The organism is Williamsia sp. Y712 (genome assembly GCF_059445525.1).
The window spans coordinates 690,217-710,362 of the sequence record NZ_JCAIUN010000002.1 but is presented as its reverse complement, the minus strand read 5'-3'; the positions used below and the strand labels follow the sequence as shown (position 1 = coordinate 710,362).

The following is a 20,146-nucleotide window of genomic DNA, read 5'->3' as shown; positions in this document are numbered from 1 at the left end:
GTGGCACCCATGGCAACCAAGTCCACCGCTCGTTCTGGCGCGCCCGCTCGCAGTTCTGCGGCCGGGAAGAAACCTGCCGCCAAGAAGGCTGCCCCGCGTAAGGCTCCGGCGAAGAAGGCCTCGGCTGCGGCCAACTCGACTGCGGCCAAGAGGCCCGCTGCAAAGAAGGCGACAACAGCCAAGAAGTCGACCGCCGGTGCCCGGGCATCGAGCAGGTCGGCAGCGACCTCGGCCCGGACCAAGGCATCGGCGCCACCGCGACGCTCGGCCCTCAAGGCCGTGGGCGGTGGTGTCGGCGCGGGATGGGGCCTGCTGGCCAAGGGTGTCGGTGCGGTCGCCCGGTCCGGCTCGCGTGGCGGTGACCCCCACTACGACGAGCGTCAGTACAGCGGCGACGACGGCTGGGACGACCAACCGAACGACACCTTCGACGATTCGTCGGGCGGGGGAGCGGACCAGAACGTCCACACCCAGGGCCGCGACGGACTAGCGCTCGTACTGATCGCGCTGTCGATCGTGGTCGTCGCTGCGATCTGGTTCGACGCAGGCGGCCCGGTCGGTGCGTTTGTCGATTCCGCAGCCCGGGCTGTCATCGGCACCGTGGCGATGCTGCTGCCGCTGGTGTTCATCGCTGCCGCTTTTGTGCTCATGCGACATGCCCCGAATCCGCGCAGCCGTGGTCGCTACATCGGTTCTGCATTGTTGATCGGACTTCCACTGCCCGGTCTGTGGCACATCTTCGCCGGCAGTCCGGCTGAACTGTCGGAGCGTCAGGACTCCGGTGGATTCATCGGGTTTGCCGTCGGCGGACCTCTCACCAACGGCTTGACCGCGTGGATCTCAGTGCCGATTCTGTTGCTGTGCATGGCGTTTGGTCTGTTGTTGCTGTCCGGCCTGACGGTGCGCGAATTGTTCGCTGTGGTCGGCTCGTACCTCGGTCTCGGCGTCGCCCAGGAATGGGATGAGGACGACGACTATGAAGACGACGACTTCGGCGCCGAGAGCTCATATGGCGACGCGGCTTACGGCGACCCGTACAACAACTACCCACCTGATCTTCCCGCGTTGCCTGCCCGCAGCGAACCGCTGAGCCGGCCCCGGCGGCGTACCCCGCCGCCGGTGACCGCCGCGGAGGCATTGACCGAAGAGATCATCGACGACAACGGTGCACCCGCAGCAGTCACCGAAGCCCTGCAGACGCCTCCGGCCGGAGCGAAACCGGTCCGCAAGCGACCCGTCGCCAAGCCCACCCCGCCCCCGGCTCCGGCCGATGACGAAGACGACGACATGCCGCAGAACGGGATGTTGGTCGACCGGGCCGTGGAGGGCGACTACAAGCTGCCGCCTGCCAGCCTGCTGATCGAAGGTGACCCGCCCAAGCTGGGCAGCGCCGCCAACGACGAGATGATCGACCGGATCTCCGCGGTTCTCGAGCAGTTCAAGATCGACGCCGCCGTCACCGGCTTCACCCGTGGACCCACGGTCACCCGGTACGAGGTCGAACTCGGACCGGGCGTGAAGGTCGAGAAGATCACCGCACTGCAGCGCAACATCTCCTACGCCGCGGCCACCGACAACGTCCGCCTGCTGGCACCGATCCCCGGCAAGTCCGCGGTGGGTATCGAAGTACCCAACAGCGACCGTGAAATGGTCCGGCTGGCAGACGTGCTCACCGCATCCTCGACCCGCAAAGACAAGCACCCGCTCGTGGTCGGCCTGGGTAAGGACATCGAAGGCAACTTCGTGGCCGCCAACCTCGCGAAGATGCCCCACCTCCTGGTGGCCGGTTCCACCGGTTCCGGTAAGTCGAGCTTTGTGAACTCGATGCTGGTCTCGCTCCTGACCCGCGCGACACCGGAAGAGGTCAGGATGATCCTGATCGACCCGAAGATGGTGGAACTCACGCCCTACGAGGGCATTCCGCATCTGATCACGCCCATCATCACCCAGCCGAAGAAGGCTGCCGCTGCGCTGGCCTGGCTGGTGGAGGAGATGGAACAGCGCTACCAGGACATGAAGGCGTCGCGGGTGCGACATATCGACGACTTCAATACCAAGGTCCGCTCCGGGGAGATCACGACCCCGCTCGGTTCCGAGCGCGTCTACAAGCCGTATCCGTACATCCTGGCGATCGTCGACGAGCTCGCCGACCTGATGATGACGGCTCCGCGCGAAGTCGAGGAATCGATCGTCCGGATCACGCAGAAGGCGCGCGCCGCGGGTATCCACCTGGTCCTGGCGACACAGCGTCCTTCGGTGGATGTGGTGACCGGTCTGATCAAGACCAACGTGCCCTCACGTCTGGCATTCGCGACGTCCTCGCTGACCGACTCGCGAGTCATCCTGGATCAGCCCGGTGCCGAGAAGCTGATCGGTATGGGCGACGGGTTGTTCTTGCCGATGGGCGCCAACAAGCCCGTCCGAATGCAGGGCGCCTTCATCACGGACGAAGAGATCCAGGCCGTCGTGGATTTCGCGAAGGACCAGAGTGAGCCTGATTACACTGAAGGTGTCACCGCTCAGAAGGTCCCGGACAAGAAGGACATCGACGCCGACATCGGCAACGACCTCGACGACCTGCTGCAGGCGGTGGAACTGGTGGTGTCGAGTCAGTTCGGGTCGACGTCGATGCTGCAGCGCAAGCTCCGGGTCGGTTTTGCCAAGGCCGGGCGCCTGATGGATCTGATGGAGAGCCGTGGGGTCGTCGGTCCGTCAGAGGGATCGAAGGCCCGCGACGTGCTCGTCAAACCCGAGGATCTCGCCGGTGTCATCTTCTCGATCACCGGTGGTGGCGATAGTGACTCCAGTGACGAAACGGACGATTTCTAGGGGTCTGTGAGTCGCGGGACGGCAGCCGACAGGCGGAGTTTCTCGAAATTGTTAGGTAAAGTGGTCTTTACCTTTCTTCGACAGCTTGGAGGCTGCCCTCGTGCACGTTTCGCCCACCGTCTGGATCGTCACCTGTTTGGTGATCCTGGGGTTGTTCGTTTTCGACTTCTTTGCCCACGTGCGGGTGCCCCACGCACCGTCGATCAAGGAATCAGGTTTCTGGTCGGCCTTCTACATCACGATCGCGCTGATCTTCGGCGGATTCGTGTGGTGGAAATGGGGGTCGACCTCGGGTACCGAGTACTACGCCGGATTCGTCACCGAAAAAGCACTCTCGGTCGACAACCTGTTCGTCTTTGTCATCATCATGGCGAAGTTCGCGGTGCCGCGTGAGTACCAGCAGAAAGTGCTGCTCCTCGGCATCGTGATGGCTCTGGTGATGCGCGGTGCGTTCATCGCGGTCGGTGCCGCTGCCATCGAGGCCTACTCATGGGTGTTCTACCTGTTCGGCGCGTTCTTGATCTTCACCGCCATCAAACTCCTGCGCGAATCCGACCACGTGGTCGAAGCCGAGGAAGAGCGTGAGAGTCGCATCACGATTTTGGTGAAGAAGGTTCTGCGCACCTCGGACAATTACGACGGCGACAAGCTGTTCACCATCGAAAACGGTAAGCGGCTGGCGACGCCGATGCTGATGGTGCTGATCGTCATCGGGTTCACCGACGTGCTCTTTGCGCTGGACTCGATCCCGGCGATCTATGGCCTCACCGAAGAGCCCTACATCGTCTTCACCGCCAATGCGTTCGCGTTGATGGGTCTGCGCCAGCTGTACTTCTTGCTCGGCGGACTCCTCGACAAGCTGGTCTACCTGTCCTTCGGACTGTCGTTCATCCTCGGCTTCATCGGTGTGAAGCTCGTGCTGCACGCGTTGCACGAGAACACCCTGGGATTCATCAACGGTGGCGAACACATCTCGGTGCCGGTCATCTCGACGCCGGTGTCGCTGTCCGTGATCATCGGGACCTTGGTGATCACCACGGTGGCCAGCTTGCTGAAGACGAGGTCGGACGAACGGAAAGCGGCGTCTGAGAAATCCGGGGACGCGCCCGACTAGTCGCTGATCGGTCCGATGACCGGGTTCCACCCGCGAATCGACGTGGCGTCGATGGCCGAGACCGGAACGTACGGATCGTCCTGGATCAGGTCCTTCACGGCGGCCTCGTCCTCTGCCCGGAATATCAGCAGAGCGCCGAGGCCGTCCGAGAACGGTCCGGACGCCTTCAAGATGCCGTCGTCGCACAGGCCCGACAACCAGGCGCGGTGCGCGGGCCGGGTCTCGTCGCGGATCGCCGCGGTGCCGGGGGAGAAGGTGTACTCGACGAGAAACGTTGCCACGGTGCTTCTTTCGGCTGGAGGAAGACGGTTTGGAAGAGCGATCAGGTCTTAGAGGGTGGCCAACATCCGGGTGTTGCCAAGGGTGTTGGGTTTGACGAAACTCAGGTCGAGGAACTCGGCGACACCGGCGTCGTACGACCGGCACATCTCCTCGTACACCTCGGCGGTCACCGGGGTGCCGGCGATTTCGACGAATCCGTGTTTGCCGAAGAAGTGGGTTTCGAAGGTGAGCACGAACAGTCGGCTCAGTTGGAGTTGCCGCGCCATGTCGAGCAGTCGGCTCACCAATCGGTGGCCGATCCCGTGCCCGGCCATCGACTGGTCGACGGCGACGGTACGGATCTCGCCGAGGTCGGCCCACAGGACGTGGAGTGCACCGCAACCGACCACGCGCCCGTCGACCTCGGCGACCCAGAACTCTTGGACGGCCTCGTAGAGCGTCACCAGATTCTTTTCGAGGAGGATCTTGCCCGCGTACTGGTCGATCAGTTCTTTGATGCGCGGCACGTCCGAGGTTCGTGCCCGGCGCACGATCGCGTCAACCTTCGAATCGGTTGCAGCAGCAGGCTCGTTCGCCGAGCTGTTGTCAGATGCCATGCGTGAAACATTAATACCTGTGTACCCCGGGCCTTCGCTGCAGTCGGGGCAACCTATCCTTGTGCACGTGGGTATTGGGCATCTCGATTCGGCGCTGCAGGGTGCATCGCGTGGCTGATCGTTTGCGTCGCGAGGTGAGCGGCGCCGAGCCGGACCCGATTGTGGATCTGGTCAGCGAAGAGGTACCGATTCTCAACCTGGCCAACATCTTGACGATCTTCCGGATCGCGCTGGTGCCGGTGTTTGTTTCGGTCCTGTTCATCGACGGTGGCGACAACCCGTGGTGGCGGACCCTGGCCTGGGGTGTTTTCGCGCTGGCCGCGATCACCGACCACTACGACGGCCGGATCGCACGAGAACGCGGCTTGATCACCGATTTCGGAAAGCTCGCCGATCCCATCGCAGACAAGGCGTTGATCGGCTCTGCGCTGATCGGTCTGTCGATCCTCGGTGAGCTGCCCTGGTGGGTGACCGGCGTGATCCTGGCCAGGGAACTCGGGATCACGGTCCTGCGGTTCTGGGTGCTTCGGCACGGAGTGATCCCGGCCAGTCGCGGCGGCAAGATCAAGACGCTCCTACAGGTCTTTGCTATCGGTCTCTACATATTGCCGTTGTCCGGACCGTTGCACTGGATCGCGATCGTGTTGATGGGCGCGGCGCTGGTGGCGACCGTGGTGACGGGCATCGACTACGTATGGCAGGCCTTCGCCAAGAGGGCCCAGCGGCGCCGGGACGCGGCAACGCTGCGTCGGGACGAGCGGTCCGGGCACCCCGGCGACAGCTCGGGACGTTGAGCCCCGATCCGCTGGCCGGGGAGCCGGCGCGGCGGTTGGTGGCCGAATTGGGCCGTCGCAAAGAAACCGTGGCCACCGCCGAGTCCCTGTCGGCCGGCCTGCTGTCCGCGATGATCGCGGGAATCCCCGGTGCCAGTGCGGTCTTGCGCGGAGGTCTGATCGTCTACGCAACCGATCTCAAGGCGGCTCTGGCGGGGGTTCGCGCCGACACGCTCGAGGAGTTCGGACCGGTGGCGGAGCGAACTGCCGAGGAGTTGGCGATCGGTGCGGCCGCCCGGTGCGGCGCGACGTACGGGATATCCCTGACCGGAGTGGCGGGTCCTGATCCGCAGGATGGGAAAGCTCCGGGCACGGTGTTCTGCGGCTTGGCTCGGGCGCGCTCCGGCAAGGCGGCCGGGAACATCGGTTTCGACACCAAGGTTGTCGGCATGTCGCTGCAGGGCGACCGCTGGGATATTCGTCTAATGTCGTGCACACGGTCGATCGGTGAACTACTCGATTGGCTCGACTGAGTTCGGGTGAGTGCTGCATCCGCGGCAGTGACGAAAGAATGCGAACCCACGGACAGAAGAATGAACGTGGGTCTGCGGACCGGGAACGGAATCGGACCGTACTGCGTTGGACAGACTGACGTGTTGAGGAGGACTCATATGGCATTGCTCCTGCGGGAAGCACTCGGTGGCAGCCTGCGGCGGGTTCGGATGGATCAAGGTCGCACCTTGCGTGAGGTATCGACGAGCGCCCGGGTCAGCCTGGGCTACCTCTCTGAGGTCGAACGCGGCCAAAAAGAGGCATCCAGTGAACTGCTCGCTGCGATCTGCGACGCCCTCGAGGTAGAGATCGCCGACGTTCTACTGGATGTCCGCGACACACTTCGCACCGATCTGGACCACGCTTCGCAGCCTTCCGGGCGCGCATCGATCGCGACCGACACGAAGGTTGTCATACCGCAGCCGGCCTCGGCGCTGGCTGCCGCCTGACACTCGCCGGTGTCACTGCGCGGGCTCAGACGATAGATTGGGTCGAGGACTGCTCGGAATCGTACTGAAGACAAGGCAGGGGCAATGGCTAACCCGTTTGTGAAGGCATGGCGTTACTTGATGGCGTTCGGAAACGCCAAGATCGATGAGAATGCCGACCCGAAGATTCAGATCCAGCAGGCGATCGAAGATGCACAGCGTCAGCATCAGGCTCTTTCGCAGCAGGCTGCGGCCGTGATCGGCAATCAGCGCCAGCTCGAGATGAAACTCAATCGGCAGCTCGAGGACATCGAACGGCTGCAGGCCAACACGCGGCAGGCGTTGACTCTGGCCGACAAGGCAACCGCGGCGGGTGACACCGCCAAGGCCACCGAATACACCAATGCTGCCGAGGCCTTCGCCGCGCAATTGGTGACCGGGGAGCAGAGCGTCGAAGACCTCAAGGCGCTCCACGATCAGTCGCTGCAAGCCGCCGAACAGGCCAAGCATGCAGTTGAGCAGAACTCGATGACGTTGCAGCACAAGCTTGCTGAGCGGACCAAGCTCCTGAGCCAGTTGGAGCAGGCGAAGATGCAGGAGCAGGTCTCTGCGTCGCTGAACCAGATGAGTGAACTGGCCGCGCCCGGCAACACCCCCAATCTCGAGCAGGTGCGTGACAAGATCGAGCGCCGTTACGCCAACGCGCTCGGGTCGGCCGAGCTCTCCCGTAATTCGGTGCAGGGCCGCATGATGGAGGTTCAGCAGGCCAGCGTGCAGATGGCCGGGCATTCCCGACTCGAACAGATCCGGGCCTCCATGGCCGGTGAGTCGCTGGCTGCCGGTGAGAACACCACCGCACCGGCCGCGGAGCCGGCGGCACCGCCGGTCAACGTCGAGAAGCCTCAGGCGAACTGAGCGTGTAGTAGGGGTAGTCCCTGAACTTTCCCCCATCTTGCCTGTTCACCGGTGACAAAAAGGGTGCTGTGGTGGCACCGTTGATGTCAACGGATGGTTGAACGAGGAGGATGACATGTGGTGGAAGGTGCTGCTGGCAGTTCTGGTGGTGTGGTTGGCTTTCGGCCTGATCATGGCGCTGGTGAAGGGCCTGCTGACAATTCTGGTGATCGGCCTCGTGGTGATCGGCGTGATCGCGGTGATCAAGTGGGCGAGTTCTGACAAGAGTCCGACGAACACCGGACTGTGACGGCGGGGCCGAGCGGCGAGGAGTCATAGGTGCGGGTAGCGCTGGTGGCCGGCTCTGATGCCGGTCACGCGTTTCCCATGCTGTCCCTCGCGAATCTGTTGCAGCGCAACGGTTTTTCGCCAGTTGTCTACACGGGTTCAGGTTGGGCGCAGGCAGCCGCGGCACGGGGGCTGCAGGTTCGGCAGCTACCGGGTCTGGCGGCAGAGGATGACGATGACGACGGCGACGCCGGTGCCAAGCTCAGTGCCCGGGCCGCGCGGATGTGCCAGTTGCTGGTACCTGAACTCGCCGACTTCGAGCCCGATCTCGTCATCTGCGATGTCATCACCGTCTGCGGGGGATGGGCGGCCGAGTCGCTGCGAGTCCCGTGGATCGAACTCTCCCCGCATCCGCTCTACCGGGCCTCGGTGGGCCTCCCGCCGATCGGTAGCGGGCTGGAACCGGGGACCGGTCTGTCGGGGCGGCTCCGGGACGGATTGATGCGAGCGGCCACCGCACGTTCGATCAGGCAGGGCGATCGGCAACGAGAAGCCGTACGCGCCGGGATGGGATTGCCGCCCCGGGCGCCCGAACCCGCCGCCCGGATGATCGCCACCCTGCCGGCGTTGGAGGTTCCGCGCCCGGATTGGCCAGAAGGCGCAGAGCTGATCGGCCCCCTGCTGTGGGAACCCACCGACAAGATCTTCGACCGTCCGCCAGGCGATGCGCCCCTGGTCGTCATCGCACCGTCCACGGCAACCACGGGTTCGGTGGGTTTGGTCGAGGTTGCGTTGATGGCGCTGGACCCGGACGTCCTCGACATACCGGTCCGCGCCGTTGTCTCAGGTCTGGCACCTCAGGTGGATGAGCTGCCCGCCTGGGCCGTCGCCGGGCACGGTAGGCAGGACGAGTTGCTCGCCGAGGCGTCACTGGTGATCTGTGGTGGAGGCCACGGGATGCTCGCGAAATCAATGCTCGCCGGCGTTCCGCAGGTGCTGGTTCCCGGTGGCGGAGATCAGTGGGAACTCGCGCAGCGGGCCCGGCGATGGGGCTGCGCGGAGGTCGTCCGGCCGCCGACCGTGACCGCGATGGCATCGTCGATCCGAAAAATATTGCAGAACAATTCATTTGCGATCGCTGCCCGCCGGGCGGGTGAGAGCAATGCCGACGTCCTCGATCCGGTGGCGGTGTGTGCCCGTGCGGCGGGCCTACAACCGTTTCGCTAGCCTTGACGACGTGCGACTCACCGAATTCACCGAACTTCTGACCACCGAGTTCGGCGCCGCCACGGCCGATTCGATGCTTGTCGACCATGCGCTCATCGAGTTCGGCGGCAAGACGGCAGCGCAGGCGATCGAATCCGGAGTTGACCCCCGTGACGTGTGGGTGGCCCTGTGTCGGGACTTCGATGTCCCTCGGAATCGCTGGTAGAACCCCTCTTTGTCAGATTCTCTTACGGCGTGTCACGTGCGATGGTAGTTGACTCGAACAGATGTTCGCCTACAGTGGTGGGCAAGCAACGATGGGAAACGTCGGCACTCCGGCTTGCGAGTTCGCCGAATTGTCAGAGGGCTGATCTAGCGTGACGTCAGTGCGCAAAGAGATGCCGAACACGCGAAAGAAAGCTCGCTCCCGCCAGACCGGCGGTACCACCGCCGAGAACTCGGCCAGACCACTAGGGGAAAAAATGGCAGCCCAACCAGACCGCGAAAAGGCACTCGACCTGGCCTTGGCCCAGATCGACAAAAACTATGGCAAGGGCTCGGTGATGCGACTCGGCGAGAACGCCCGCCAGCCGATCGCCACCATCCCCACCGGCTCGATCGCGTTGGACGTCGCGCTGGGTATCGGCGGACTGCCGCGTGGCCGCGTGGTCGAGATCTACGGCCCGGAATCCTCGGGTAAGACCACCGTGGCCCTGCACGCGGTTGCCAATGCGCAGGCAGCCGGCGGTATCGCGGCCTTCATCGACGCCGAGCACGCACTCGACCCCGACTACGCACAGCGGCTCGGTGTCGACACCGACGCACTGCTGGTGTCGCAGCCTGACACCGGTGAGCAGGCCCTCGAGATCGCAGACATGCTGATCCGGTCCGGTGCGCTCGACATCCTGGTCATCGACTCGGTGGCCGCGCTGGTTCCGCGTGCGGAAATCGAAGGTGAGATGGGAGACAGCCACGTCGGTCTGCAAGCCCGTCTGATGAGCCAGGCGCTGCGCAAGATGACCGGTGCCATGAGTAACTCGGGTACCACCGCGATCTTCATCAACCAGCTGCGCGAGAAGATCGGCGTCATGTTCGGCTCGCCGGAGACCACCACCGGTGGCAAGGCGCTGAAGTTCTACGCATCGATACGGCTCGACGTCCGCCGGATCGAGACCCTCAAGGACGGAACCGACGCGGTCGGTAACCGGACCCGCGTCAAGGTGGTCAAGAACAAGGTGGCACCGCCGTTCAAGCAGGCCGAGTTCGACATCCTGTACGGACACGGCATCAGCAAAGAAGGCTCGATCATCGACATGGGTGTGCTGCACGGATTCATCCGTAAGGCCGGCTCGTGGTTCACCTACGAGGGTGAACAGCTGGGTCAGGGCAAGGAGAACGCACGTAAGTTCCTGCTCGAGAACACCGAGACCTGCGATGAGATCGAGAAGAAGATCAAAGAGAAGCTCGGAATCGGTGCAGTGTTGACCGAGGACGAGGCCGTGGCACCGGCACCGGTCGAGTTCTAGAGGGACAGCAACAGGTGAATGAACCTGGGGGAGAGGATATCCGCGCCGACATTGCCGATCTGCGATCGGCGACCGCGGAGATCCTCTCCCGACCTGTATCCATCGACGTCCCGGCACCTGAGAGTCGGGGTCCGGTCCCCGAGCCACCGCCGCCGGCGGCATCCATATTCGAGTCGAGATCGTCTGCGTCGAGCACCGGTGCATCGGCATACGACGCCGCGCTCCGTTTGCTCGGTGTCCGGGCGCGCAGTCGTGCCGAACTGCGAGGGCGGCTGCAGGACAAGGATTTTCCGGCGGCCGAAATCGATTCGGTGATGCAACGGCTCGAACGCGCCGGTCTGCTCGACGATGTGGATTTTGCCGAGCAATGGGTACGTTCACGCCACTTGCACAGCGGCAAGGGACGCACCGCGTTGCGCCATGAGCTACGCCAGAAAGGCGTGGTGGACACGGTGATCGAGCAGGCGATCAGTCAGGTCGACGACGATGCCGAGCGTGAGCGGGCCGCAGAATTACTCCGACGCAAAACAGCACGGCTCAGTGCCGACGACGTGTCAGAACGCGAAAGCCGCGACAAGCACACACGCCGCCTGGTGGCGATGCTTGCTCGTCGCGGCTATGCGCCGTCGCTGGCGTTTGATCTGGTGAAGACCGAACTCAGCGATCTGCGGTGATCGCGTCGTCTTCGATGGTCACATTGCCGACGGTGCCCTTGCGTTTGCCCTCTCGAACACGACGCTCGACCAGCGTGGCCAGATTCGACAATCCGAAGTTAAGGATGATCATCACAATCGCGACAACCACCAGGGCCGGCAGGTAGTTGCCGTAGAACGACGCCGACTGGATTCCGGAGCGCACCACTTCGATGTAACCGATCGCGTATCCCAGAGCGCTGTCCTTCAATGCAATGACCATCTGCGAGATCAACGCCGGGAGCATCGCGGTGATCGATTGCGGCAGCAACACCATTCGCATGGTCTGCGATTTACGCAGACCCAATGAATGGGCGGCCTCGGACTGTCCCATGGGCAGCGAATTGATGCCGGAACGCAGGATCTCCGCGATCACGGAGCCGTTGTACAGCGTCAGGCCCGTGACCACGGCCGCAAAAGCCAGCTGTTCGGCGGGGAACACCGCGTACTCGGCAAACAGGTAGTAGGCGAAGATCATCAGGATCAGCACCGGGATGGCGCGGAAGATCTCGACCGTCCCTCCGCTGAGGATCCGGATCCACCGGTGCTCAGACAGTCGGCCGATGCCCAGCAGCGCGCCGAGGATCAGAGCGAACACGATGGAGAGCACCGCCGCCTTGATCGTTCCCCACAGACCCGGCAACAGGTAGGTGGTCCAGGTGTCGGCCTCGATGAACGGATCCCACTTTTCGGCAGTGAGCTGACCGTTGTCCTCGAGAGCCACCATCACGTAGACGAACACCGCGAGCAGGACCACGCCGAACGCGATCGCGATCAAGAGATTACGTCTGCGGGCCTTCGGTCCGGGTGCGTCGTACAGAACAGTTGCGCCGCTCATCGCTTGACCGCCAATCGCTTTGCCAGGTAGCCGAAGACAAAGCCTTCGGTGAGTGTGATCACCATGAAGCCGGCGGCGATGATGACGAAGATCCAGACCACCTGATCGGCGTGGTTCTCGATCTCTTCCTTCATCAGCAGCGAGGCCTCGGCCACACCGATCGCCGAAGCGATGGTGGTGTTCTTGGTCAGGGCGATCAGGACGCTGCCCATCGGTCCGATCACCGATCGCAGGGCCTGAGGCAACACGATGATGGAAAACACCTTGGAGAACGGCAATCCCAGCGATCGTGCGGCTTCGGCCTGGCCGATCGGCACGGTGTTGAAACCAGATCGCAGAGTTTCGCAGACGAACGTCGAGGTGTAGAGCACAAACCCGAGAACGGCCAACCAGAAGTTGTTGTTCTTGACGAAGTTCTCGTTCTCAGGTGCCAACGCCAGACCGAGGTTCTGATACAGCCCCACCGAACAGAAGATCACGATCAACGTCAACGGGGTGTTGCGCACGATGTTGACGTACCAGGTGCCGAACACGCGCATCACCGGAACCGGCGACACCCGCATGCCCGCGAGAATCGTTCCCCAGATCAATGCGCCGATGGCGGAGTAGAACGTCAGCTGGATGGTCACCCAGAAGGCAGGCCACAGTGCAGGTCCGATGTCGGACCACAGCTCGCTCATGAGAGTCCTTCCGGGCACGGCGTCGGTGTGGAGTCGAGGAAGGCCAGATCACCCGGCGTCGGGGTGAACGTGTACTTGGAGTCGGTTGTTTCGGTACGGGCGATCATCGCGTCGACCTCCGAATCACCAATGGCCTCGCGCAGCGCGAGCTCCCATGCGGACGGCCCACCGCCGGGAGGCGGCGTCATCATGTTGACGAGCGCTTGGTTGACCGCCGCCACTGCTTCCGGGTACTCCTTGGCCAAACCGATGCCGTAACGCTCGGTCGAGAACGGGGTCCCGGCCTTCTTGAGCGATTTCGGACTGCCCGCGCAGGCGTCCTTCGGGTACGTCATGTCGACCAGCTTGAATTCGCCGGGATAGAAGTTCGAGAATCCGGCGAGGATCGCCTCGTCGGTGGTCAGCGCGTCGACCTTGCCGCGGCGCAGGGCCTCGACACAGGACGAGTACGAATCGAACTCTTGCAGCTGGACATTCGGCAACTGGTTCTTGACGTTCTGGGCCGAGGTCGAGCCGGTCACCGAGCACAGTTTCTTGCCCTTGTTGAGATCGGTGAGGGTTTGGATCTCATCATCGTCTTCGCGGACCAGCAGACCCTGGTAGTTGATCAGGTAGGGACCGGCAAAGGCGACCTTCTTGGAACGCGCCGCATTGATCGAGTAGGTGGCCGCGATCATGTCGACCTCACCGTTGGCGATGAGCGTCTCGCGTTGTGCCGACGGTGTTTCTCGCCACTTGATGTTCGGCTTGTCCCAGCCGTTGGTCTCGGCGATGTTGTTGACCACATATTCCGACACCGAGACATCGAATCCGGTGAACGACTGGTCGGGGTGGCGCAGACCGAGTCCGGGCTGATCGAACTTCGTGCCCGCGATCACCGACCCGCTCTCGATCGACTCGAGCAGGTTGCGCGGGCTGGTGTTGCCGCAGGCGGCGAGCCCGGCTGTGACCAGCACCGCGGCGAGCGCCAGGCCGGTCAGGGTGGTCAGTCGTCTTGGTCGTGCTCTGTTCGTGAGGCGCATGGTGTTCGTCTCACTCATCAGTGGCCCAGGATCTTGCCGAGGAAGTCACGGGCCCGGTCGGACTTGGGCGCTGTGAAGAACGTCTCCGGATCGTCGTCCTCGACGATGGCCCCATCGGCCATGAAGATCACCCGGTCGGCGGCTTTGCGGGCAAAGCCCATCTCATGGGTGACCACGACCATGGTCATGCCCTCCTTGGCGAGGGAGACCATCACGTCGAGCACCTCGTTGACCATCTCGGGATCGAGCGCAGAGGTGGGCTCGTCGAACAACATCACCTTCGGTGCCATCGCCAGCGATCGGGCGATGGCCACACGCTGCTGCTGACCACCGGAGAGCTGTGCGGGGTACTTGTCTTTCTGGCTGGCGATCCCCACCCGCTCCAAGAGTTCGAGTCCGCGTTTCTCGGCCTCGGCCTTGCTCTTGCCGCGCACCTTGATCGGTGCGAGCGTGACATTCTGCAGGATTGTCTTGTGGGCGAAGAGGTTGAACGACTGGAACACCATACCGACGTCGGCACGCAGCGCCGCCAGCGCCTTGCCTTCACTCGGTAGGACGTTCCCGTCGATCCAGATCTCTCCGCTGTCGATCGGCTCGAGGCGGTTGATCGTGCGACACAGGGTGGACTTGCCTGAACCCGAGGGGCCCAGGACCACGACCACCTGGCCGGCGGGCACGTCGAGTTGGACGTCCTTGAGCACATGCAGATCGCCGAAGTGCTTTTGCACGTTCTTCATGCTGATCATGGTGTTCGCGGTGCCGGTCTGAGAAGTCGGGACCGACTTCGCGGCGTCCGAACCGTCCGAAAATGCTGTCATGAATACCGACCTTATTGGTATGACCTGGCACGCGGCAGCGCAACCCCGGCAACACTCCTGGGCCGGTCCTGGGTGGTTGCTGATGTCTAGCAGCGGACTAAGCAGCTGACGGGCGTCATTTCGCCAGGTCGATGATGGCAAGTACCCTGGGTCAGGTGACAATCTCGTTGACAGATCCGCAGGCCACGGACCGTACCGTCGGCCAGATCGCCGAAGGCCGTTCCTATGAGGTCCGCACCTACGGCTGTCAGATGAACGTCCATGACTCCGAGCGGATCTCCGGGTTGCTCGAGGAAGCCGGCTACGTCCGGGCCGACGCCGACACCGAGCCCGATCTGGTTGTTTTCAACACGTGCGCGGTCCGCGAGAACGCCGACAACAAGCTGTACGGCAACCTTTCGCACCTGGCCCCGGTGAAGGCTCAGCGCCCGGGGATGCAGATCGCTGTCGGTGGTTGTCTGGCGCAGAAGGATCGCAGCACCGTGGTCCAGAAGGCGCCATGGGTCGACGTGGTCTTCGGTACCCACAACCTCGGTTCGTTGCCCGTCCTCCTGGAACGGGCGCGCCACAACGAGGTCGCGCAGGTCGAGATCATCGACTCGCTCGAGGCCTTTCCATCGACCCTGCCCGCCAAGCGTGAGTCCGCGTATTCGGGCTGGGTGTCGATCTCGGTGGGGTGCAACAACACCTGCACGTTCTGCATCGTGCCGGCGTTGCGGGGCAAAGAGGTCGACCGCCGCCCCGGAGACGTGCTGGCCGAGGTGCAGGCACTCGTGAACGAAGGTGTTCTCGAGGTGACGTTGCTCGGCCAGAACGTCAATGCCTATGGAATGTCGTTTGCCGACCCCGAACTCGGTCGTGACCGCGGAGCATTCGCGGCATTGTTGCGCGCCTGCGGTGAGATCGAAGGGCTCGAGCGGGTCCGCTTCACCTCTCCGCATCCGGCCGAGTTCACCGACGACGTGATCGAGGCGATGACGCAGACCACCAACGTGTGCCCCCAGTTGCACATGCCACTGCAATCGGGTTCGGATCGAATCCTCAAGGCGATGCGGCGCAGCTACCGGAGCACCAAGTTCCTCGGAATCATCGAGCGCGTGCGGGAGGCGATGCCGCACGCGGCGATCACCACCGACATCATCGTCGGATTCCCCGGTGAGACCGAAGAGGATTTCCAGGCAACCCTCGACGTGGTGGCCAAGGCGCGGTTCACCAGTGCCTTCACGTTCCAGTACTCACCACGGCCGGGCACGCCCGCGGCCGACATGGTTGACCAGGTTCCGAAAGAGGTTGTCTCGGAGCGTTATATGCGCCTGACCGATCTGCAGGACCGGATCTGCCTGGAAGAGAACCAGAAGTTGATCGGAAGTCCGGTCGAGGTCCTGGTGACCGCCGACGGACGCAAGGATTCCGGTCGGATGACCGGACGTGCTCGTGATGGGCGACTGGTGCACTTCGAGACCAGCGACACCGCGATCCGACCCGGTGATCTGATCGACACTGACGTGACCGGGGCCGCACCGCATTACCTGCTGGCCGATTCGGGTGTGCGGAACCACCGCCGCACCCGCGCGGGCGATGCGCATGCCGCGGGCACCACACCCCAGACCCCACCGATCGGGGTGGGCCTGGGGCTGCCGACAATCGGTAAACCAATGGAAGCGCCGGTCGAATCCGGCTGCGGTTCGGGATGTGAGATCTGATGGCAGGCAAGAACCAAAGCGACGATTTCGAACAGTTCGAAGGCGACCTGCGCAAAGCCGAGCGCAAGGTCGCGGGGGAGATCGATCCCGGCGCCCGCGCGCTGGTGGTCGCGGGCGCGGTGCTGGTGGTGATGTTGTCGATGGTGTTGCCACATACCGGTTCGGTCAGCGGTATCGACGTCCTGACATTCAACCCCGAGGCCGTGGCGGAAAACGTCACCGTCACCTCACGTATCTCGGTCTGGCTCCAGCTGATCTTCGGCATCGGCTTCTCGACGCTCGCCCTGCTCACCCGGCGTTGGTTCTTTGCGTGGATCGCCTTGTGTGGCTGCGCGGTCGGCTGTGTCGCGGGGATGCTGGCCTGGTGGTCACGCAACACCCCCGGCGTATCGGGCTTCGACCCGCCGAGCGGTGTCGGCGCCGGACTCATTGTCGGTTGGCTGGCGATGTTCGTCCTGACATTCCATTGGGCGCGCGTGGTGTGGGTACGCACCTCGGTGCAGCTGTCCTTGGAAGCGCAGCGACGCGACGATGCCGCCGCGCAGGAGCTGAAGGCTGTTGCGCTGCAGCGCAAGTCGGCGACCAAGCATCCCAAGAAAGACAACTGACCGACACCAAGCAGCACTGACCAAAAAAATGACCGGGCCATCGGCCCGGTCATTTTGTATCTGGTGCAGGTCAGTCGTTGATCGCACCTTCGGCCGCGCGGGCCCATTCACGCCACTGCTCGGCCTGCTCGCGGAGCTTGCGGGCGTCCTTGGCCTTGCCGTTCGCCTCTGCCTTGGCCGCCTGATCCTCGAGCTGGGCAACGCGGTCTGCGAACTGCTGGGCCCTGGCCTTCACAGCCGGATCGGTGCGCTCCCACTGAGCGGACTCAGCATCGCGGATACGCTTCTCCACGGCTTTGATCCGGGCTTCAAGGCTGTGCATCTGGTCGCGGGGGACCTTGCCGATCTCGTCCCACTGATCCCGGATCGAACGGAAGTCACGACGTGCGGCCTCGAGATCGCCATCGGGATCGATTGTTTTCTCGGCGCGGGTGAGGAGTTCGATCTTTGCTGCTGCGTTCTCCTCGAACTCTGCATCGCGTTCCGACGACGCCGCGTTGCGGGCGCCGAAGAACACGTCCTGGGCAGCTTTGAACCGGGCCCACAGTGCGTCGTCCTGATCGCGGGGTGCGCGGCCTGCGGCCTTCCACTGGGTGAGTAGGTCGCGGAACTTTGCTGCGGTGTCGGCCCACTCGGTGGAGGACGAGAGCCCCTCGGCCTCTGCGATCAACTCCTCTTTGCGGGACCGTGCGCCTGCTCGCTCGCGGTCCATCTCGGCGAAGTGGGCACCGCGTCGCCTGTTGAAGGTGTCGCGAGCCTTTGAGTAGCGCTTCCACAACAGGTCATCGGTCTTGCGATCGACGCCCTTGATGGTCTTCCACTCGTCGAGGATCTGGCGCATCCGGTCGCCTGCGACCTTCCACTGCGTGGATTCGGCGCCGATGGTCTCGGCCTCTTCGGCCAGTTCGTTTTTGCGGGCGACGGCCTTGGCCCGGGATTCGTCACGTTCGTGCTTGACCTTTTCGGCAGCGCCTTCGGCCCAATCGATGATGGCCTGCAGGCGAACCGCGACGGCGTCGACATCACCGATGACCGCTGCGGTCGGAAGTGATTCGAGCAGTGCCGCGGCGCCGATCTTGGTCTTACGCGGATCGCCGGTGCCTGCGTCGAGTCGCTCCTCGAGCAGTTCGACCTCGACGACCAGGTCGTCGAAGCGGCGTCCGAAGTGGGCCAGACCTTCGGCAGCGGTGCCGGCCTGCCAGGAGGCGATCTGGTGCTCTCCGGCGGAGTTCTTCAGCCACACCGCACCGTCTTCGTCGATCCGTCCGAACTCGGACGGGTCGGAAGCCTGCCTGCCGGGCTCGACGGGTGCGGGATGAGGGTGGGCCGGCGGATGATGGCCGGGCCGCGGACCGGGCCGGGGGCCTGGCTTGGGGCCCGGTTTCGGGCCCGGAGACGGGGTGGGGTTGTCGGTGGCTGCCGGCTGCGGCGTGTGGTCGGTCATGTCATTCCTTATCCCTGCCGCGCGACACGGCTGCCAGTCACATCTGATGCCGACGGTGATTCACCTCCACCGCCCACACCCATTGAAGCAGGTCACCGGCACGGGTGGGGACACTCGCCGACAAATGACCGGCGGATCCCGGGTTGCGATGGCTCGGCAGTGTGCCCTGCGGCCGGTCGACTAGCGTTGCGAAGGTGTTGATCGCTGCTGCCTTTGTGCCCTCCGCGCCCGCTCTGGTGCCCGAACTGTCCGGGTCGCAGGTGCCGGAGTTGGTGCCTGTTCGGGCCGCGACGCTGCAGGTATGTGCAGATCTGGCCGTTCGGTGCCGCGATTGGGTGATTGTCGGAGCAGGGGATCCGGCGAAGCCGATCGCGCCGAGAGGTAGCTTTGTCGGCTTCGGGGTGGACGTTCAAGTCGATCTGGTTTCCGAGGCAAGCGGCCCGGCAGACCCCGAGATGGATCTTTCGTTGTTGATCGGCGGATGGCTTCGCAATCAGGTCGATCCGGAGGTCCGGCTGACCACCGAATTGGTGTTCAGCTCGAGTGGTGCGTCGGCCTGCGCGCAGCAGGGGCAGGCGCTGGCCCGCCATCTGGCGACGCGACCGTACCCGGTGGGGCTGCTGGTGGTGGCCGATGGCGCCAATACGCTCGGCCCCAAGGCTCCCGGTGGCGCCGCCGATGGGTCCGCCGAGTTCCAGGACACCATCGACGGTGCCCTCGGTTCGGGGGACCGTGCTGCACTCGCCGCCTTGGCGCAGCCGCAGTGCGAGCTCTTCGGAGCGGATGGTCGGGGCCCGTGGCAGGTCGCCGCCGCAGCGACGCAGGGTTTCGAGGTCACCCCCGAATTGCGTTATGCCGGAGCGCCGTTCGGGGTCGGCTACAGCGTTGCCCTATGGGATCTGACACCGGGGGATCTGACGCCAGGGGGCCACGCATGGTGACCCCGATTGCCGTGATCGGACCCACGGCAAGCGGCAAATCTGATCTGGCCCTCGACGTCGCGGAAGAGCTTGGTGGCGACATCGTGAACATCGACGCGATGCAGCAGTACAAGGGGATGGACATCGGCACCGCAAAGGTGCCTACAGGCGAGCGCCGCGGCATCGTTCACCATCAGATCGACGTCCTCGATGTCACCGAGACCGCGACCGTGGCGCGTTATCAGCAGGCGGCGCGGGCCGACGTCGAATCGCTCCTGGCGCAAGGTCGCACACCGGTCGTGGTCGGTGGGTCGATGATGTACATCCAGGCATTGCTCGACGACTGGAAGTTCCCGGCCACCGATCCGGAGATCCGTGGGCGCTATGAGGCCGAACTGGAGCGGGTGGGTTCGTTGGCGCTGCACGATCGGCTCCGTACGGTCGATCCCGAAGCCGCCCACAACATCCTCGATACCGATGGCAGGCGCATCGTGCGCGCATTGGAGGTGGTGGAGCTGACCGGGCAGCCGTTTGCCGCGTCCGCGCCGACAATCGGTGAACCACGTTGGGGCACAACCATCATCGCGCTTGATCGAGACACCGAAGAGCTTGACGCCCGCATCGCGCTGCGGACCGAACAGATGTTTTCGCAGGGGTTTGTCGACGAGGTGCAGGCGTTGTTGTCGCAGGGCCTGCGTGAGGGTGTCACCGCGTCGCGGGCCATCGGATATTCACAGGTCATCGCCGCCCTGGACGGCGATCACGATCTCGCGCACGCGCAGGAACTGACGTTCATCGGGACCCGCCGGTACGTGCGCAGGCAGCGGTCATGGTTTCGTCGCGACCCGCGGGTGCACTGGCTCGATGCGGCGACCCCAGATCTGCTCGGTCAGGCGTTACGCGCCGCAGGTAGGTGAGAACCGGACAGACCCC

Annotated in this window: 22 protein-coding genes; 15 read left to right on the top strand and 7 right to left on the bottom strand. The window is 63.9% G+C overall.

Annotated features, from left to right (window positions below):
- Nucleotides 1-9: 9 nt before the first annotated feature.
- The gene (locus tag AC1D75_RS18135; protein ID WP_495516692.1) at nucleotides 10-2,829 is read left to right on the top strand and encodes an FtsK/SpoIIIE family DNA translocase; all 2,820 of its coding nucleotides are present in this window, start codon (nucleotides 10-12) and stop codon (nucleotides 2,827-2,829) included.
- A 100-nt stretch (nucleotides 2,830-2,929) separates the two neighbouring features.
- Nucleotides 2,930-3,943, top strand: a complete 1,014-nt coding sequence (locus AC1D75_RS18130; RefSeq protein WP_495516691.1) for a TerC family protein — start codon at nucleotides 2,930-2,932, stop codon at nucleotides 3,941-3,943.
- Here AC1D75_RS18130 and AC1D75_RS18125 read toward each other — a convergent pair.
- Nucleotides 3,940-4,224: a YciI family protein gene (locus AC1D75_RS18125; protein WP_495516690.1), complete on the bottom strand. Its 285-nt coding sequence runs from the start codon at nucleotides 4,222-4,224 to the stop codon at nucleotides 3,940-3,942. The two genes, AC1D75_RS18130 and AC1D75_RS18125, sit on opposite strands and share 4 nt — an antisense overlap.
- Before the next feature lie 48 nt (nucleotides 4,225-4,272).
- On the bottom strand, nucleotides 4,273-4,821 hold the full coding sequence (locus AC1D75_RS18120; RefSeq protein ID WP_495516689.1) for an amino-acid N-acetyltransferase: 549 nt from the start codon (nucleotides 4,819-4,821) through the stop codon (nucleotides 4,273-4,275).
- Nucleotides 4,822-4,931: 110 nt separating this feature from the next.
- On the opposite strand from AC1D75_RS18120, the gene pgsA reads away from it, so the two are divergent.
- The 9 genes from pgsA to AC1D75_RS18075 all read left to right on the top strand — a co-directional run bounded on the left by pgsA (nucleotide 4,932) and on the right by AC1D75_RS18075 (nucleotide 11,162).
- A complete protein-coding gene (gene pgsA, locus AC1D75_RS18115; protein WP_495516688.1) occupies nucleotides 4,932-5,615 on the top strand; it encodes a CDP-diacylglycerol--glycerol-3-phosphate 3-phosphatidyltransferase in 684 nt (227 codons plus the stop codon).
- A complete protein-coding gene (locus AC1D75_RS18110) occupies nucleotides 5,612-6,127 on the top strand; it encodes a CinA family protein (protein WP_495516687.1) in 516 nt (171 codons plus the stop codon). The genes pgsA and AC1D75_RS18110 overlap by 4 nt, the downstream gene beginning before the upstream one ends.
- A 138-nt stretch (nucleotides 6,128-6,265) precedes the next feature.
- Nucleotides 6,266-6,595: a helix-turn-helix domain-containing protein gene (locus AC1D75_RS18105; protein WP_495516686.1), complete on the top strand. Its 330-nt coding sequence runs from the start codon at nucleotides 6,266-6,268 to the stop codon at nucleotides 6,593-6,595.
- Nucleotides 6,596-6,679: 84 nt separating this feature from the next.
- Nucleotides 6,680-7,489: a phage shock protein PspA gene (pspA, locus tag AC1D75_RS18100; protein WP_495516685.1), complete on the top strand. Its 810-nt coding sequence runs from the start codon at nucleotides 6,680-6,682 to the stop codon at nucleotides 7,487-7,489.
- A 115-nt stretch (nucleotides 7,490-7,604) separates the two neighbouring features.
- A complete protein-coding gene (locus AC1D75_RS18095; RefSeq protein ID WP_495516684.1) occupies nucleotides 7,605-7,778 on the top strand; it encodes a hypothetical protein in 174 nt (57 codons plus the stop codon).
- A 29-nt stretch (nucleotides 7,779-7,807) separates the two neighbouring features.
- The gene (locus AC1D75_RS18090) at nucleotides 7,808-8,983 is read left to right on the top strand and encodes a glycosyltransferase (protein WP_495516683.1); all 1,176 of its coding nucleotides are present in this window, start codon (nucleotides 7,808-7,810) and stop codon (nucleotides 8,981-8,983) included.
- A 10-nt stretch (nucleotides 8,984-8,993) separates the two neighbouring features.
- Nucleotides 8,994-9,188 (top strand): DUF3046 domain-containing protein, encoded by a 195-nt coding sequence (locus AC1D75_RS18085; protein WP_495516682.1) that lies wholly within the window; start codon nucleotides 8,994-8,996, stop codon nucleotides 9,186-9,188.
- A 256-nt stretch (nucleotides 9,189-9,444) separates the two neighbouring features.
- Nucleotides 9,445-10,488 carry a recombinase RecA gene (gene recA, locus AC1D75_RS18080; RefSeq protein WP_495516681.1) on the top strand — a complete coding sequence of 348 codons (1,044 nt, stop codon included), beginning with the start codon at nucleotides 9,445-9,447 and terminating at the stop codon, nucleotides 10,486-10,488.
- 14 nt (nucleotides 10,489-10,502) lie between these two features.
- Complete coding sequence (locus tag AC1D75_RS18075) at nucleotides 10,503-11,162, top strand: regulatory protein RecX (RefSeq protein ID WP_495516680.1); 660 nt, start codon at nucleotides 10,503-10,505, stop codon at nucleotides 11,160-11,162.
- On the opposite strand, the gene AC1D75_RS18070 is transcribed toward AC1D75_RS18075, so the two are convergent.
- From AC1D75_RS18070 to AC1D75_RS18055, 4 genes are read right to left on the bottom strand one after another with little or no spacing between them, the layout of a single operon-like run.
- The gene (locus AC1D75_RS18070) at nucleotides 11,146-12,018 is read right to left on the bottom strand and encodes an amino acid ABC transporter permease (RefSeq protein WP_495516679.1); all 873 of its coding nucleotides are present in this window, start codon (nucleotides 12,016-12,018) and stop codon (nucleotides 11,146-11,148) included. The two genes, AC1D75_RS18075 and AC1D75_RS18070, sit on opposite strands and share 17 nt — an antisense overlap.
- Nucleotides 12,015-12,698 carry an amino acid ABC transporter permease gene (locus AC1D75_RS18065; RefSeq protein ID WP_482139206.1) on the bottom strand — a complete coding sequence of 228 codons (684 nt, stop codon included), beginning with the start codon at nucleotides 12,696-12,698 and terminating at the stop codon, nucleotides 12,015-12,017. The genes AC1D75_RS18070 and AC1D75_RS18065 overlap by 4 nt, the downstream gene beginning before the upstream one ends.
- Nucleotides 12,695-13,738 (bottom strand): glutamate ABC transporter substrate-binding protein, encoded by a 1,044-nt coding sequence (locus AC1D75_RS18060; RefSeq protein WP_495516678.1) that lies wholly within the window; start codon nucleotides 13,736-13,738, stop codon nucleotides 12,695-12,697. The genes AC1D75_RS18065 and AC1D75_RS18060 overlap by 4 nt, the downstream gene beginning before the upstream one ends.
- The gene (locus AC1D75_RS18055) at nucleotides 13,738-14,466 is read right to left on the bottom strand and encodes an amino acid ABC transporter ATP-binding protein (RefSeq protein WP_495516924.1); all 729 of its coding nucleotides are present in this window, start codon (nucleotides 14,464-14,466) and stop codon (nucleotides 13,738-13,740) included. Before AC1D75_RS18055 ends, AC1D75_RS18060 begins: the two co-directional genes overlap by 1 nt.
- Nucleotides 14,467-14,669: 203 nt before the next feature.
- On the opposite strand from AC1D75_RS18055, the gene miaB reads away from it, so the two are divergent.
- Both miaB and AC1D75_RS18045 read left to right on the top strand, forming a co-directional pair.
- Nucleotides 14,670-16,241, top strand: a complete 1,572-nt coding sequence (miaB, locus tag AC1D75_RS18050) for a tRNA (N6-isopentenyl adenosine(37)-C2)-methylthiotransferase MiaB (protein WP_495516677.1) — start codon at nucleotides 14,670-14,672, stop codon at nucleotides 16,239-16,241.
- Nucleotides 16,241-16,849, top strand: a complete 609-nt coding sequence (locus AC1D75_RS18045) for an Rv2732c family membrane protein (RefSeq protein ID WP_495516676.1) — start codon at nucleotides 16,241-16,243, stop codon at nucleotides 16,847-16,849. Before miaB ends, AC1D75_RS18045 begins: the two co-directional genes overlap by 1 nt.
- A 70-nt stretch (nucleotides 16,850-16,919) precedes the next feature.
- Here the strand turns inward: AC1D75_RS18045 and AC1D75_RS18040 are convergent, their stop codons facing one another.
- On the bottom strand, nucleotides 16,920-18,293 hold the full coding sequence (locus AC1D75_RS18040; protein WP_495516675.1) for a DUF349 domain-containing protein: 1,374 nt from the start codon (nucleotides 18,291-18,293) through the stop codon (nucleotides 16,920-16,922).
- A 194-nt stretch (nucleotides 18,294-18,487) separates the two neighbouring features.
- On the opposite strand from AC1D75_RS18040, the gene AC1D75_RS18035 reads away from it, so the two are divergent.
- Nucleotides 18,488-19,234: a class III extradiol ring-cleavage dioxygenase family protein gene (locus AC1D75_RS18035; protein WP_495516674.1), complete on the top strand. Its 747-nt coding sequence runs from the start codon at nucleotides 18,488-18,490 to the stop codon at nucleotides 19,232-19,234.
- Nucleotides 19,228-20,130, top strand: a complete 903-nt coding sequence (gene miaA, locus AC1D75_RS18030) for a tRNA (adenosine(37)-N6)-dimethylallyltransferase MiaA (protein WP_495516673.1) — start codon at nucleotides 19,228-19,230, stop codon at nucleotides 20,128-20,130. The genes AC1D75_RS18035 and miaA overlap by 7 nt, the downstream gene beginning before the upstream one ends.
- The last annotated feature ends 16 nt before the right edge of the window (nucleotides 20,131-20,146 follow it).

Bases quoted from the DNA above. Each gene is read 5' to 3' on its own strand.
- AC1D75_RS18135 (WP_495516692.1), top strand. From the start codon at position 10: ATGGCAACCAAGTCCACCGCTCGTTCTGGCGCGCCCGCTCGCAGTTCT.
- AC1D75_RS18120 (WP_495516689.1), bottom strand. From the start codon at position 4,821: ATGGCATCTGACAACAGCTCGGCGAACGAGCCTGCTGCTGCAACCGAT.
- AC1D75_RS18105 (WP_495516686.1), top strand. From the start codon at position 6,266: ATGGCATTGCTCCTGCGGGAAGCACTCGGTGGCAGCCTGCGGCGGGTT.
- pspA (WP_495516685.1), top strand. From the start codon at position 6,680: ATGGCTAACCCGTTTGTGAAGGCATGGCGTTACTTGATGGCGTTCGGA.
- AC1D75_RS18095 (WP_495516684.1), top strand. From the start codon at position 7,605: ATGTGGTGGAAGGTGCTGCTGGCAGTTCTGGTGGTGTGGTTGGCTTTC.
- recA (WP_495516681.1), top strand. From the start codon at position 9,445: ATGGCAGCCCAACCAGACCGCGAAAAGGCACTCGACCTGGCCTTGGCC.
- AC1D75_RS18070 (WP_495516679.1), bottom strand. From the start codon at position 12,018: ATGAGCGGCGCAACTGTTCTGTACGACGCACCCGGACCGAAGGCCCGC.
- AC1D75_RS18065 (WP_482139206.1), bottom strand. From the start codon at position 12,698: ATGAGCGAGCTGTGGTCCGACATCGGACCTGCACTGTGGCCTGCCTTC.
- AC1D75_RS18060 (WP_495516678.1), bottom strand. From the start codon at position 13,738: ATGAGTGAGACGAACACCATGCGCCTCACGAACAGAGCACGACCAAGA.
- AC1D75_RS18055 (WP_495516924.1), bottom strand. From the start codon at position 14,466: ATGATCAGCATGAAGAACGTGCAAAAGCACTTCGGCGATCTGCATGTG.
- miaB (WP_495516677.1), top strand. From the start codon at position 14,670: ATGATGGCAAGTACCCTGGGTCAGGTGACAATCTCGTTGACAGATCCG.
- AC1D75_RS18045 (WP_495516676.1), top strand. From the start codon at position 16,241: ATGGCAGGCAAGAACCAAAGCGACGATTTCGAACAGTTCGAAGGCGAC.
- AC1D75_RS18040 (WP_495516675.1), bottom strand. From the start codon at position 18,293: ATGACCGACCACACGCCGCAGCCGGCAGCCACCGACAACCCCACCCCG.
- miaA (WP_495516673.1), top strand. From the start codon at position 19,228: ATGGTGACCCCGATTGCCGTGATCGGACCCACGGCAAGCGGCAAATCT.